This window comes from Butyrivibrio sp. VCB2006, assembly GCF_000420945.1.
In the GTDB taxonomy this organism is placed as follows: domain Bacteria; phylum Bacillota; class Clostridia; order Lachnospirales; family Lachnospiraceae; genus Butyrivibrio.
In genome coordinates this window covers 240,705-255,072 of sequence record NZ_ATVX01000002.1, presented here as the reverse complement: position 1 = coordinate 255,072, position 14,368 = coordinate 240,705, and the positions used below count along the sequence as shown (strand labels likewise).

At 39.4% G+C, this 14,368-nt stretch carries 10 protein-coding genes; 9 read left to right on the top strand and 1 reads right to left on the bottom strand.

What is annotated here, in order from left to right; translation table 11 throughout:
• The first annotated feature begins 143 nt into the window (after positions 1–143).
• The 8 genes from G613_RS0102510 (at position 144) to G613_RS18355 (ending at position 12,169) form a co-directional block, all read left to right on the top strand.
• Entirely contained in the window at positions 144–1,286 is a 1,143-nt protein-coding gene (locus G613_RS0102510) for a glucose-1-phosphate adenylyltransferase (RefSeq protein WP_029231151.1), read from the top strand.
• Positions 1,286–2,407 (top strand): glucose-1-phosphate adenylyltransferase subunit GlgD, encoded by a 1,122-nt coding sequence (gene glgD / locus G613_RS0102505; RefSeq protein WP_029231150.1) that lies wholly within the window; start codon positions 1,286–1,288, stop codon positions 2,405–2,407. Before G613_RS0102510 ends, glgD begins: the two co-directional genes overlap by 1 nt.
• Before the next feature lie 143 nt (positions 2,408–2,550).
• Positions 2,551–3,777: an EAL and HDOD domain-containing protein gene (locus G613_RS0102500; RefSeq protein ID WP_029231149.1), complete on the top strand. Its 1,227-nt coding sequence runs from the start codon at positions 2,551–2,553 to the stop codon at positions 3,775–3,777.
• Positions 3,778–3,791: 14 nt separating this feature from the next.
• A complete protein-coding gene (locus G613_RS18360; RefSeq protein WP_029231148.1) occupies positions 3,792–7,610 on the top strand; it encodes an EAL domain-containing protein in 3,819 nt (1,272 codons plus the stop codon).
• Positions 7,611–7,621: 11 nt separating this feature from the next.
• Complete coding sequence (locus tag G613_RS0102490; protein WP_029231147.1) at positions 7,622–8,386, top strand: response regulator; 765 nt, start codon at positions 7,622–7,624, stop codon at positions 8,384–8,386.
• Positions 8,387–8,391: 5 nt separating this feature from the next.
• A complete protein-coding gene (locus G613_RS0102485; protein ID WP_029231146.1) occupies positions 8,392–10,371 on the top strand; it encodes a bifunctional diguanylate cyclase/phosphodiesterase in 1,980 nt (659 codons plus the stop codon).
• Positions 10,358–11,026, top strand: coding sequence for a 4'-phosphopantetheinyl transferase family protein (locus G613_RS0102480; RefSeq protein WP_029231145.1), 669 nt, complete (start codon positions 10,358–10,360; stop codon positions 11,024–11,026). Before G613_RS0102485 ends, G613_RS0102480 begins: the two co-directional genes overlap by 14 nt.
• 3 nt (positions 11,027–11,029) lie before the next feature.
• Positions 11,030–12,169 carry a PrsW family glutamic-type intramembrane protease gene (locus tag G613_RS18355; RefSeq protein WP_029231144.1) on the top strand — a complete coding sequence of 380 codons (1,140 nt, stop codon included), beginning with the start codon at positions 11,030–11,032 and terminating at the stop codon, positions 12,167–12,169.
• Here G613_RS18355 and G613_RS0102470 read toward each other — a convergent pair.
• Entirely contained in the window at positions 12,153–12,704 is a 552-nt protein-coding gene (locus G613_RS0102470) for a histidine phosphatase family protein (RefSeq protein ID WP_029231143.1), read from the bottom strand. The two genes, G613_RS18355 and G613_RS0102470, sit on opposite strands and share 17 nt — an antisense overlap.
• A gap of 123 nt (positions 12,705–12,827) precedes the next feature.
• Here G613_RS0102470 and G613_RS0102465 point away from each other — a divergent pair, with 123 nt between their 5' ends.
• Positions 12,828–14,339, top strand: coding sequence for a hypothetical protein (locus G613_RS0102465; protein ID WP_029231142.1), 1,512 nt, complete (start codon positions 12,828–12,830; stop codon positions 14,337–14,339).
• The last annotated feature ends 29 nt before the right edge of the window (positions 14,340–14,368 follow it).

Sequence of the window (14,368 nt, the reverse complement as noted above, 5' to 3'; positions counted from 1 at the left end):
TTATTTTTTGTCTTGATGCGCAGATTTATTAGTTATGGTATCATATATGTATGTGGATATCAGTCGATTTCTTTAGGCTGGTCCATAGGTTTTCTTTGTACGTAATGTATGTCGTTTTTCTATTTTGTAAGGGGGATTTGTGTATGGCACAAAACGAAATGCTTGCCATGATACTTGCCGGTGGCCGCGGTAGCAGACTCAAAGATCTGACTAATAAGGTTGCCAAACCGGCTGTTTATTATGGTGGCAAATATCGAATCATTGATTTTCCACTTAGTAATTGTGCAAATAGCGGAATAGATACTGTTGGAGTATTGACACAGTATGAGTCTGTACTTCTTAACAGTTATGTTGCTAACGACGGCCGTTGGGGACTTGACTCCAGGGACAGTGGCGTTTATGTTTTGACGCCAAGAGAGAAGGCAGACGAGGGCCTTGATGTTTACAGAGGCACCGCGGATGCAATTTCCCAGAATATTGACTTTATTGACAACTATAATCCTGAGTATATTCTTGTTCTTTCAGGAGATCACATATACAAGATGAATTATGCTAAAATGCTTGCTTACCATAAGGAAATGGGAGCAGATGCCACAATTGCAGTACGCCCTGTTCCGATGAAGGAAGCCAGCCGTTTTGGAATTATGAATACAGATGGAAAAGGCAGAATTGTTGAGTTCGAAGAAAAGCCCAAGAAACCTAAGAGCAATCTTGCTTCTATGGGTATCTATATTTTCAGCTGGAAGCTTATGCGCAAGATGTTGGTTGAGGATATGAATAATCCGAATTCCGACCATGACTTTGGTAAGGATATCATACCAAGGATGCTTTCCGAAAAGAGAAATCTTTTTGCCTATGAATTCAAGGGATACTGGAAGGATGTCGGAACTATTGATTCTCTCTGGGAAGCTAACATGGATCTTCTTGATCCCAAGAATGAGCTTAATCTTAATGATTCTTCGTGGCTTATCTATACTGAGGATGTTTCTATTCTTCCGCAGTACATCGGCAAAGAAGCCAAGATTAAGAGAGCATATATCACTCAGGGTGTCAGAGTAGAAGGCTCGGTTACCAATTCTGTTCTGTTTACCGGTGCGGTTGTCGGAAAAGGCGCTAAGGTTGTTGACAGTGTCCTGATGCCGGGAGCGGTAGTAGAAGAAGGGGCAACTGTTACAAGAGCACTTGTGGCGGAGAATGTTCGAATTGGCAAAAAGGTCAAGATCGGCTCAAGAAACAGCGAAGAAATTGAGCTGGTAGCAAAGAGTGTGAAAGGGGGTACAAAGTAATGGCAGGTTATAAGGCTTTTGGAATAGTATCCTCTGCAGATAACAGTATTCATGTAGAAGGACTTCATGACTACAGACCAATTGGTGCGTTTTCATTTATCGGAAGATTTAGAGTCATAGATTTCCCTATTTCCAATATGAGTAACAGCGGAATGGACAGAATTCAGGTTTACGTTCGCTCACGTCCAAGATCAATTGCTGAACATATTGGATCCGGAAGACATTACAACATCAACTCTAAACGTGGTAAAATTCAGCTTCTTTTTTCAGAGGATACCAACGTTAATTCTATTTACAACAATGATATCTGTGCTTACAGCCAAAACCTGGATATCATTGAGAGGATGCATCAGGATTACGTTATTATTGCTCCGAGCTATATGGTTTACAAGCAGGACTTCAGCGAACTTTTAAAGAGCCACATAAGCTCCGGCGCAGATGTAACTCTTTTGTACCACAAGGTAGACAATGCCAAGGAATACTTCCAGAACTGTAAGATTGTTAATATCAACAGGCAGAAGGGTATTTCCTCTTTGGAAAAGAACCTTGGAACAGCCAAGGAAAGAAATATCTTCATGGATACCTACTGCATGAGCAAGGATACCTTTGTTAGCCTTGTTAAGGCGGCAAAAGAGTTATCTTCAATTTATACTCTTGCAGACATAGTTAACTTAAAGTGTAAGGATCTGGATATAAGAGGATATCAGCACAGAGGTTATTTTGCTTCACTCCTTAGTCTTTCAGATTATTATAAGGCATCACTTGAACTTCTTGATTACAGTGTTGCAAGTGATCTTTTCAGACCGGAGTGGCCCATCTATACAAGAACTACTGACTCATGCCCGACTCAGTATTTTGAGACAGCCAAGGTTTCAAACTCCTTTATTTCCAATGGATGTCTGATAGAGGGTACGATTGAAAACTCTGTTGTTGGTCGTGGTGTTACCATCAAAAAGGGTGCGGTGATCAAGAATTCCATAATCCTGGCCCATGTAACTATCGAAGAAGGTGTTTACATCGAGAACACCATTGTTGATAAGTGGGCAAGAATCATTCATGTAAAAGATATACGTGGAACCGAAGATCATCCACAGTATATCAAGAGAAGAGATACACTGTAGTAGATATAAAACGCTTGTACAACGCCATGTACAAGCGTTTTGATTTACGGAATTTTATAAAAATATAATATATATTATAGTGCATATTTGTTAAAATATAAGTAAGTGGGAGTATGTCTTTATCGCGTAGAAAGGAGCTCCAAATGCTAGCTACACTTATTCCGTTATTCGACGCAAATATGTCCGTTTGTGCATATTCTGTTTTTGCCAGAAAGGAAAATCACTTTTTAAACCCTAATTATGAGGGCGGGGCAAGATATGATGGCGCCGGAACTGTGCATGAGCTGGAGGTTGTCAGCAGCATGGGCGTGGGAACTTTGTCAGGAGGCAAGGAAGTATTTGTCCCTGTTAATCAGTTCTCTATTTATGCTGAGATTTCGCTTCAGTGTACTGTGCCTGCGAATAAGGTAGTTCTTTTGATGGACAATTCCATTACTCCCAATGAACAGTATGCTAAGCGGGTAAAAGAACTTAAATCCCAAGGCTACAGACTTGCAATCAGGAAACTTCAGATTTCTGATTTTGAACCTTACAAAGAAATTATTAGTCAGTGCGACTATATTCTGTTAAATCATTCCAAAATCGATATTTCAAAAGCGAAGATTTATTTTGGACAGGTCTACCCAAATATCAAACTGATAGCTGTCAATGTAGAATCTCAAGAGGACTACGAGAAACTCAAGAAAGACGGCGGTTATGACCTTTATGAGGGTAGCTTTTTCAGAATGCCTGTAAAGCAGTCAGAAACTGCAGTTAATCCGCTTAAGGTCAACTACATAGAGCTTTTAAATGTTGTTAATGCGCCAGACTTTGACCTTCAGGACGCTGCTGATGTAATCGGAAAAGACCCTGCGCTCGTTATTTCACTTCTTGAAATGGTCAATAGAATGGCTATTAATTCAGAGATTACTTCTATTCGTCATGCGGCAGCAATGCTGGGACAAAAAGAACTAAAGAGGTGGATAAATACAGCAGTTACAAAAGAGCTTTGCTCTGATAAGCCTTCAGAGATAACAAGACTTGTAATGATAAGAGCGAAATTTGCCGAGGAACTTGCTAAATGCTTTGAAATGGCAATGGCAGAGCAGGAATTATTTATCATGGGATTGTTCTCTGCTTTGGATGTTATGCTTGAGAAAAGCATGGAAGAAGCTTTGGATATGGTACAGGTTTCTAAAAACATCAGGGAAGCTCTTCTTGAAAAGAAAGGAGATTTTGCCAAAGTTCTTAATTTTATTAAGAAATATGAAGATGCAGACTGGACAGAGGTTTCCAGGCTGATGGTACTGGATAATATTGATATGAATGAGGTTTACGAGGCATACCTTAGTGCTCTTAAGTGGTATCGTGATCTTTTTCCTCAAAAATGATGTAAGGTAGACTTATGCTGGATATTCAGGGAATTGGCAGCATAACCTTTAACCTTGCTGCTATCATAATCAGTGCTACGTGTATATTCTATACGCTTTTGATGAAAGGCAAAAAGCGCCTTAGAACCGTGCTTTTTGTTGTTCTATGTTCTATTGTGGCACTTGATGCTCTTGCCGGTATTATGGGTGAGCTCATCAAGGCTACATCTTTTTCTAGCGGTTTTAAATATGCTTTTCTCTATGTTTGGAATGTTATATATTTCCTTACGCACTTTGCTCTTGCCCCTATCTTTGCGCTTTACATAATCCTGGTATGTAATGTTGGCTTTAGATTTTTAAAAAGATCCAGGATATTCTTAACAGTTCCGTTTGCCTTTATGGAGCTTATGGTTTTGGCAACGCCACTGTTTAATTATGTTTTCTACATCGACGAGTATTTTAATTTTCAAAGAAAAGAGGGAGTGTACATTGCGTATGGTATAAGTGCATTCTATATACTCTTTTCTTTTGTGGCTCTTTTTCTATATTGGAATGATCTAAATAAAAACAAAAGGATTGCATTATTATATTTTGCACTTATCGTAATTTTTGGCATATTCCTGCAGATGCTGGTATTCAAGATTAGAAGCGAACTCATGTCCGAAGCTATTGGTTTTATGGGACTAATGATGATGCTTGAAAATGATGATGACAGGACGGATGCATCTACAAGAGTCTTCAACCGAAATGCATTCATTCTGGATGTGGGAAGCTATTTTAAGTATAAAAGAAGTTTTTACAACATATGCATAAGGATAACAAATGCTGACCTTTACAGGAAAATTACAGGCTACGAAGAATTTGAAAACATACTTTGTAGCTGCACCGATTACCTGAGCGAACTTGGCAAGAACTATGAAGTATACAGAATGAGTGCAGACACCTTTGTACTGGTATGCCCTGAAATCACCAAGAATACCGCAGATGATATAGCAAATCAGATTCTTGCCCGCTTTAAAGAAGAATGGATCGTTGGTGAAAGAGCTGTGCTCCTTAAGGCTACAATCCTGGAAGCCAGATCTCCTGAGCAGTTTGGAAGTGTGGAATATCTGCTTCTTTTATCTGATAGCACTTTGGATAAAGAGTATGACGAGGTCCTTTCAGGGGAGAAACTTCATTTCCTTCTTAGAAGAGCTGATGTAGAAAAAGCAGTTAGACGCGGAATCGATAATAACAACTTCAGGGTGTACTTTAACCCAATATATACAAAGGGTGAACTGCAGATATGTGCTGCTGAAGCATATTTGCAGCTTAGAGATAATGAGTTTGGACATATACACAGAGAGGAATTTACACCTGTAGCCGAGCAGACCGGAATGATAGAAAAACTCGGCTGGTTCATTTTGGAACAGGTATTGTATTTCCTTGGAGGCGGTATCGTTGATGAGATGGGAATTGAGTTCATCAGCGTAAACCTGTCATCAGTTCTTATTATCAAGAATGATTTTGTTGAGAAGTTTAAGGCGTTGATAGATAAATACGGTGTTTCCCCTGAAATGCTTGTTTTTGATATCACGGAATCTGCGGCGTCAGCTGACCAGAAAATTCTAAACGAAACCATGAAACGTTTGAGTAAATATGGAATCCGATTCTTTATGGATGAGTATGGAACCGGCTTTTTTAACATGCAATCATCAACCTCCTTTATTTTTGAGGGTGTCAAAATTGATACAAGACTTATCCAGAATGCAATGAAGATGCCTCAGAGTAAGATCATCCTGGATAACAGACTTAAAATGATATCCCAGATGGGAAAAAAGATTATACTTTCCAATGTTGATTATCAGGATAGCTATGATGTGGCAAATAACATAAAGGCTGACTATATACAGGGTAAATACTTCTCGCAGCCTGCCAGCAAAAATGAGTTTATTGCAATACTCAGAGCCACAGAAATGTCAAGAATGGAGGAAAGAAGAGCAAAGGCTGCCAATGAGGCAAAAAGTGATTTCCTTGCAAATATGTCTCACGAGATAAGGACACCTATTAATGCTGTACTTGGTATGAATGAAGTAATCCTTAGAGAATGTAAGGATGAGAAGATTTTGGAATATGCCAAGAATATTGAGGGAGCAGGAAAAACTCTTTTGTCTCTTATTAACGACATTCTTGATTTTTCCAAGATTGAAGCCGGTAGTATGGAGATAAATGAATCTGAGTATGAGTTTAGTTCAGTACTCAATGATGTTTATAACATGATACACATAAAGGCAGAGCAAAAAATACTGGACCTTAAATTTGAGGTGGATGAGAACATGCCTGATGCCATGTATGGCGATGAAATGAGACTTCGCCAGATCATGGTAAATATTCTTAACAATGCTGTTAAGTACACGCAGGAAGGAAGCGTCACATTGGAAGCTTCCGGTGTTAAGGATTTAAATGACACTATAACGCTTAAGATTGCTATATCTGATACCGGCATGGGAATTAAAGAGGAAGAACTTCCAACGCTGTTTGATAAGTTTAAGAGGCTTGATACGGAAAAGAATAAGACAGTTGAGGGAAGCGGACTTGGACTTGCCATTACAAGTTCACTTCTTGATCTTATGGGAGGTTCTATATCTGTTGAAAGTGAATACGGAAAGGGCTCTACTTTTACAATTTATCTTCCTCAGAAGGTTGTTGGCGATACCAAGATAGGAGACTTCAGGAGCAGGATAAGTCAGAATGTAAAGGACAGACAGCCATACAAAGAATCTTTTACCGCACCGGATGCATTGGTGCTGGTTGTAGATGATACTCCTATGAACCATGTGGTTATCAGGGAACTGCTTAAACCAACCAAGATACAGATTGATAATGCACGAAGCGGAAAAGAATGTCTTGAAATGCAGCATGAGAAAAAATATGACCTTATTCTCCTGGATTATCGAATGCCGGGAATGGATGGAACTGAGACTTTCAGAGCCATCAAGGATGATAAGGATAGCCCAAATAGTGTTACGCCTATTATTGTTCTTACTGCAAACGCTATTACCGGGGCAAGAGAAAACTTCCTAAAGGTAGGTTTTAATGATTACCTGAGTAAGCCTGTGGAGAGCGACAAGCTTGAAGAAGCCCTCATTAAATATCTTCCGAAGGATAAGGTTATTATAACCAGAATAGAAGATGGTGAGAGCGCATCAGCTGTTAATGATATTGAAGAAAATCAGGAGACGGAAGCTTCTGATACTGCTGAAACAGCTGATTGGCTTGCAGAACTTGAAAAGATTGAGGAAATCAGCACGGAAGTGGGACTTAAAAACTGCGGAACAGCTGACAGTTACCTGAGTATCATCAAGGTATATTACGAGTCAATTGATAGTTCTAAAGGAAATGTATCTTCTGCTTTTGAAGAAGAAAACTGGAAGGACTATACAAGCTATGTTCACTCTCTCAAGAGCACCAGCAGGACAGTTGGAGCAATGGGGCTTTCAAAACTTGCTGAAAGCCTTGAGGCAGCAGGAAATGCCGGAGATATCGATAAAATCAGAGCATGTAATGATGAGCTTATAAATCGTTATGAGACTATTCAAAATAGCCTTTCTCAGATAAAAGAAGTTGCAGGAGAAGCAGAACCGGAGATTGAGAAAAAAGAAATATCCGATGCTCAGCTTCTGGATGCTTATAACAGTATTTTGGAAATTAGTAAGGTTCTTGATTACGACACGCTTATGTTTATCCTGGATTCCCTCAAGGAGTACAAACTCCCTGATGAGGATGAAGAGATAATTGGTAAGATATCTAAATTTTCCTATAAACTTAAATGGGATGAGATAGTGGAACTGGTACAAAATAGACTAAATAGTTGAGGAGCAGCATTATGCCGAATATGTTTAAGAAAATTTTGCTTGTTCGAAATGAAGAAACTTTCATGGTAAACGCCATTAAGAATCTGCTGAAAAACAATAACTATGAGGTGGTGGATTCTACCTACTCCGTAGGGGAATTAAATGGCAAAATAACCGGAGCGAATCTTGTCATCTTATATACGGATGAGGATTTTGAAGAGCATAGAGATGCCATGGTCTACTTCAAGGATAAGAACATGGACGACAACATCGTTATCATTGTGATCGGTGATAAGGATGCTTTCGAACTTGTGCATCAATATATTCCAAAGGAAGATATTGCCTTTGAGGTGACCAGACCACTTGATATGGCCGATCTCATGGAAAAAGTATCTATCGTTACGGATGATGAGTTCGAGCTTCAAAGACGCAAATGCATATTGATTGTTGATGATGACCCAACCTTTATTCAGATGATCAGGGAGTGGCTCAAGGACACCTACAGGATTGGAATGGCCAATTCCGGAACTCAGGCAGTGGCCTGGCTTGCCAATAACAAGGCGGATTTGGTGCTGCTTGATTACGATATGCCTGTTTTGGATGGACCTAAAGTTCTGCAAATGCTTCAAAGTGAGTCTTTCTCCAGCTCTATTCCGGTAATGTTCCTGACCGGTAAGAGTGACAGGAAGAGCGTTACAGACGTTATAGCGCTTAAACCCGCAGACTATCTGCTTAAGTCCATCAGTAGAGACAAACTTCTTGCTACGCTTGATTCTTTCTTTAAACAGAGGAAATAATTCGGATGATAGATATTGCACTTATTGACAGCACAACCTATAGGATTGCAGCTGCGATTATCTGCATAACGTGCCTGTTTTACTCGACTATGATGCGAAAAAGAAATCGTATCAGAAATCGATTATTTATGCTGCTTGTAACATTTACTCTGATAGATTGTGTTACAGAGCCCGTATCCTATCTGGCAATACATTCCCCTATTCCTGAACTGGCTAAATTGGTCATTAGTTATTTATGCCAGATGATTTATTATTTTACTCACTTTGCTATTATACCGATTTTGGTTTTCTATATTATTATTATCACAGGTACAGGCTTTAAGTTTTCCAAGGGACTTAGAAATGCCATAAAGATTCCTTTCTATATTTTGGAATTCATGCTTCTTACAAATCCTGTTACAGATTTTACCTTTAGAGTAATAGGGAACCTAGAGTATGGAAGATCACCGGGGGTATATATTGCTTATCTATTGTCTGCGATGTATTTTTTACTGGCGCTGATTCTTCTTATCAGGAGCTGGTATGTGATGAACGGTATGAAAAGAGTAGCCATGCTCTATTTTATGATTTTAGCTATGATAGGTACCGTGGTTCAGATGTTGTTTCCACAGATTAAATGCGAACTTCTCTGCGAAGCCATTGGTCTTAGCGGCTTTATGATCATGATAGAGAAGGACGATGACAGGATAGATCCTCAGTCGGAAGCTTACAACAGAAGCGCTTTTGTTCAGGATGTCACGGCGTATTTTAAGCTTGGCAGGCCTTTTAAAGCGGTGTGTATCAGAATAGAGAATCTGATTAATTACAGAAAGCTGTTTGGATATGCAAGTATAGACAAGATTATTGCACAGATTGCAGATTTTTTGCTGGATTACAGAAATGATTCCAATGTATATCATACAGGATTCGATGTTTTCTACATGCTCTGCACGGATTATTCGCAGCAGGAGCTTACTGACCTGATTGAAAAGATTACAAGCAGGTTTGAACTACCATGGGATAATGAAGCTGAGAATATCAAGCTTGAAGCAAGAGTTCTGGTGGCAGATTGCCCTGATCAGTTTGCCAGCATGAATGATATTTTTCTTCTTGATTCATCAAGCTTAAAGGATACGGATAAAAGAGTTCTGATAGGCCATGATCTTGATTTCCTGGTTAGGAAAATTGAAGTCGAAAAGGCAATCGGACGTGGAATCAGTGATAAAAAATTCAGCTATATGTATACGCCTGTGTATTCCAAGGATAATCTCAAGGTCAAACTGGCTCATATGACACTTAGGCTTGATGATGAAGTACTTGGAGAAATACCGGCCAAGGAGTTTATGGACGTAGCAGAAGGAACGGGAATCATTGATGAGATTCAGTACAAGACCCTGGAGGAAGTCTGCAGATTTTTATCCTATGGCGTTGATAAATCAGATATGCAGATGGAATTTGTTCTTGTTCCGATTATGTCTGCATCTGTCATCAGAAGCGAGTTTGTAAGGAAAGTAATTGATATAGTTGAACATTATGAAGTGGATCCATCACTTATTGCCTTTGTCATGAAGGAATCCTTTGCTATCTACGCCAAGGAAGCGATTGCACAGATGATGAATAGTCTGGTCAAATATGGAATCCGAATGTATATAAGTGATTATGAAGCCGGATTCCTGGGGATTAATACGCTTGTAAGCTATGAGTTTGAGGGTGTTATTCTGGATATAAGAAGTATCTATGATGCTGATAATTCAGGAAATGCGGATATAGTCCTGCGCAACAGAATCAATATGATCATGCAGCTTGAAAAGACTGTGATTCTATCCGGAATAGACACGAGAGAGTATTATGATAAAATGGTTCAGGAGCCCATTGATTATGCGGAGGGAGATTTCTTATCACCTGTAATCTCCAAAAATGAATTGCAGAATAAGTTCTGGCATGGAGAACATCTCTATATTACAGAAGACGGGGTAGAAAGATTAGAGGAAGATGAAATACGGTAATTTTGTTCTGGGGATGAACATAGATTTCCTCGAGGATCAGGATGAATTTGATTTCTGGTATAAACAGATGCCGGAATACAGAAAAGCTAAAATTGACAGACTTGGACCTCTAAAAAGCAAAATGCAATCCCTGGGCGCAGGTATACTTCTGCTTAAGGGACTGGAAAAGCTGGGGATGACAGATGCTGTTATAGTTGAGGGAGAGGATAAAAAACCTTATATACAGGGCGCAACTGACGTAGAGTTTAACCTTTCACATTCGGGTGATCTGGTCGTTTGCGCTTTTTCTGATGCCTGTGTTGGAATTGATGTTCAGAAAACGAAATCATTCAATAGAAAATTAGTTAATTTTGTTTACAAGGATGAGGAGATAAAGTATATTAAATATCGTTCGGAGACTCAATTCGATATGGATCTTTTGTGTACTAAAATGTGGACCATGAAGGAAAGCGTTATGAAGTACTACGGAAAGGGATTATCGATGGATCCTCGTATTATTTTTCTGGATCAGGAGCATGATAACAGAGTTTATCATAATGGGGAATTGCTGGAAAATATACATTTTACGGGGTATGAGCAGGAGGGCTATTATATAACCGTATGCTCAGAGTATGAGAATTTTTCGGATGAAATAATTTTTGTTATGGGAGAATAGAATATGTTTTTAATGTACTTGGCAATATTGCCGGCAGCTGTGCTCTTGTATTTTATTTACAAGGCAGACAAGATTGAGAAAGAGCCGACAGATCTTTTGGTCAAGATTTTCCTTTTCGGTGTTTTATCTACGCTTAGTGCTTATTTCCTGGAGGTTATTGGCGGGGGAATTCTTGATTTATTCTTTTATGAAGATGAAATGATCTATATGATCATTGAGAATTTCCTTATTGTTGCTCTTGCAGAAGAAGCAGGCAAATACGTGGTTGTTAAGAAAGTTGCTTGGAAGCACCCGGCGTTTAACTATACTTTTGATGCGGTAGTATATGCAGTTTTTTCATCTCTTGGCTTTGCAGCTTTAGAGAACATTGTGTATATATCTAACGGTGGGTTATCTACTGCTATTATGAGAGCATTCCTTTCAGTTCCCGGACATGCTATTGATGCAGTATTTATGGGATGCTATTTCGGAGCTGCCAAGAAATGTGAGATACTTGGTGACAAGAACGGAAAAGACAGAAATCTTGCCCTTGCCCTTATTATTCCGGTATGTATCCATGGCTTCTACGATTTTGTATTGTCAGTGGCAGAGTATTATCCGATCGTGATGGTTGCCTTCTTTATATTTGAGATTGGAATCACAGCATACGCCATTATCAAAGTTCTTAAGCTTTCTAAGGCTGATACAGCTCTTGTGCCTCAGGCGGCTATGAATTTTGATCCTATGACAGGACAGCCGCTTCAGCCAATTGCACCTGTACAGGGCTTCGTTCCTCAGCAACCTGTGGTAGCACCTATGACTCCGGTTCAGCCTGTAGTACCACCTGTAACTCCTGTTCAGCCGGCTATGAACTTCGATCCTATGACAGGCCAGAGACTTACACCTGTTCAGCAGCCTGCAATGAACTTTGATCCTATGACAGGACAGCCACTTCATCCAAATGCACCAGTGCAAGATTTCGTTCAGACGCAGCCTGTAGTAGAACCGGTGATGCCTGTTCAGCCACAGCCTATAGTAGAACCTGTGATTCCTGTTCAGCCTGTTACTCAGCAAACAGTAGAGGTATTTGTACCTGTACAGCCTATTCAGTATGATCCTGTAACAGGTCAGCCTGTGGATCCTGTGTTTAGTCCAGAAGCTTAACCAGTTCGCAGTTACCAATTAAATTAGTCCAGAATTTATCAAGAGGCGTATCCTTAATTTGTGAGATGAGGCTGCAATTCATTGCACCGTGTCCTACAATAAGGACGTCTCTTTTTTTGGCCAGTTCGGGGTATATAACTTCATCAAGGAAAGATCCTGTCCTTGCAAACAATTCCTCGAAGGATTCGGCGCCACCTGTTTTTACATACTTAGTGGGATTTACGAAAAGATCATTGATAGGGCAGTCGGGATTGTTGAAATATCCGGTTATCCCTTCGTACTCTCCAAAGCCCATTTCTATAAGTCTGTCATCTGTGATTATTTCTGTTCCTGTCCCTTCAAGAAAAATTTCTGCAGTTTTTCTGGCTCTTTGAAGCGGAGAACAATAGCATATATCAAAGTGAATATCCTTGTATTTGTCGTGGGCGGCCTTGGCAGAAGTAATACCTTCCTGATTTAATGGGATGTCAACATGCCCCTGAAGTTTTTCAATAACATTCCAATCTGTTTTGCCGTGTCTGGTGATATATAACATATATAAAGAAATCCTTTCTTTTTTAGGTTGATTTATGTATGGTAACACTATATCATGGTATTTACGAAAAAAGGATACTCAAACAAAAATATAGTTTTTTACATTGATTCATGGAGTGAGTTTATGCAAAAAGAGCATAAAGCCCTTATTCAAAAGAGTATAGTCTTTATATTGGCAGTTACTGCCTGTCTTGCTTTTGCCAGCAGGTCTTCGTTTCTATATCCGCTTAACAACTGGGATGATGCAAATAGCTACTTTAGTGTGGGAAAAGGCATCTTCAATGGCAAAATGCCCTATAGAGATATCTTTGATCAGAAAGGTATGTATCTTTACTTCCTGTACGGTATAGCATATCTGATATCTCATACAACCTTTGCTGGAGTATTTCTGTTAGAAGTTATTCTTGGCGTGGCTGATGTTGCCCTGATATATATGATAATCAAGATTTACGCCGGCCATAAGACTTCAATTACACTTGCTATTATGGTGTTTGGAGGAATAGTTAGTTCAAGGAGTTTTTGGTGGGGCGGATCCGCTGAGGAAATCTGTCTGCCATTTTTCCTGGCTGGTCTTTATCTTTTTATTGATTACTTCAAAAATCAATACCCAAGTGGCGTTATGAGCATGAGAAGAGTTCTTCTTGGCGGTGTAATGGCTGGAATTGTAGCAAATATCAAGTTCACGGGACTTGGATTTTTCTTCGCCTGGATGATGCTTACATTTATATCTTTTCTTGTTCATAAAGATTTTAGCGGTGCTATTAAGGCATGCCTTGTATATCTGCTTGGAATGTTCATAACCTTTGTGCCTTGGATTATCTATTTTGGTGTTCAGGGCGGTTTATATGAGTGGTACTGGGGTTATATCCATGTAAATGTGTTTGTTTACAATAAGGCCGGTGGAGATGCTGGTATTTTCGAAGCAATTAAAGCTATGATCAAGATTTTTTACTGGCTAATATGGCAAAACTGGATGTATATGTTCCTTGTTATCGCAGGACTTATTGCCACTGTTTTGGACTTTAAGGCTACTGTTTTAGCCAGAATCAGTATTGTTATTTTGTTTGTGTTTACATTCCTTGGAATATTCGGAGGTGGAAGAGAACTGCCGTATTATTCTCTGCCGCTTAGTATTTTTGCGGCGTTCGGAGGAGCTCTTTTATCTCACCATCTTGATAAGGCAGTTAGCAATGAAACAATAGGTTTCGGCTTTATGGGGCTTCCGATATTTGCCCTTATGATGGCTCTGATGCAGATAGCTACCTTTTCAATGAATGTTCCTTTTATGGCCCAGAAAAGAGACGATTTCTTCCTGTATAGATTCAGGGACGAGGTGCTTGAAACTGAGGATCCCACACTTTTAAATGTTGGATGTCTTGATGCGGGACTTTATACTCTCTGTGATATAGTGCCAAGCTGCAGATGGTTTCAGACACAGACTCTTGATATAGATGATCCTGCCAACAATCCATACATGGAGCAGGAGAGATATGTCAGGGAAGGGCTTATTGATTATGTTCTTGTCAGAGATTCCATTCCGGAATCCATTGATGACCACTATGATCTTATAGATTCAGAAGAGTATTCTTCCGGAGATTATGATTTCATGTATTATCTTTATAAGAAAGTCAGATGATAGTCAGTACTACTGATTATTTTTGAAAC

Bases quoted from the DNA above. Each gene is read 5' to 3' on its own strand.
- G613_RS0102470 (WP_029231143.1), bottom strand. From the start codon at position 12,704: ATGTTATATATCACCAGACACGGCAAAACAGATTGGAATGTTATTGAA.
- G613_RS0102465 (WP_029231142.1), top strand. From the start codon at position 12,828: ATGCAAAAAGAGCATAAAGCCCTTATTCAAAAGAGTATAGTCTTTATA.
- G613_RS0102510 (WP_029231151.1), top strand. From the start codon at position 144: ATGGCACAAAACGAAATGCTTGCCATGATACTTGCCGGTGGCCGCGGT.
- G613_RS0102490 (WP_029231147.1), top strand. From the start codon at position 7,622: ATGCCGAATATGTTTAAGAAAATTTTGCTTGTTCGAAATGAAGAAACT.
- G613_RS18355 (WP_029231144.1), top strand. From the start codon at position 11,030: ATGTTTTTAATGTACTTGGCAATATTGCCGGCAGCTGTGCTCTTGTAT.
- G613_RS0102485 (WP_029231146.1), top strand. From the start codon at position 8,392: ATGATAGATATTGCACTTATTGACAGCACAACCTATAGGATTGCAGCT.
- G613_RS0102480 (WP_029231145.1), top strand. From the start codon at position 10,358: ATGAAATACGGTAATTTTGTTCTGGGGATGAACATAGATTTCCTCGAG.
- G613_RS18360 (WP_029231148.1), top strand. From the start codon at position 3,792: ATGCTGGATATTCAGGGAATTGGCAGCATAACCTTTAACCTTGCTGCT.
- glgD (WP_029231150.1), top strand. From the start codon at position 1,286: ATGGCAGGTTATAAGGCTTTTGGAATAGTATCCTCTGCAGATAACAGT.
- G613_RS0102500 (WP_029231149.1), top strand. From the start codon at position 2,551: ATGCTAGCTACACTTATTCCGTTATTCGACGCAAATATGTCCGTTTGT.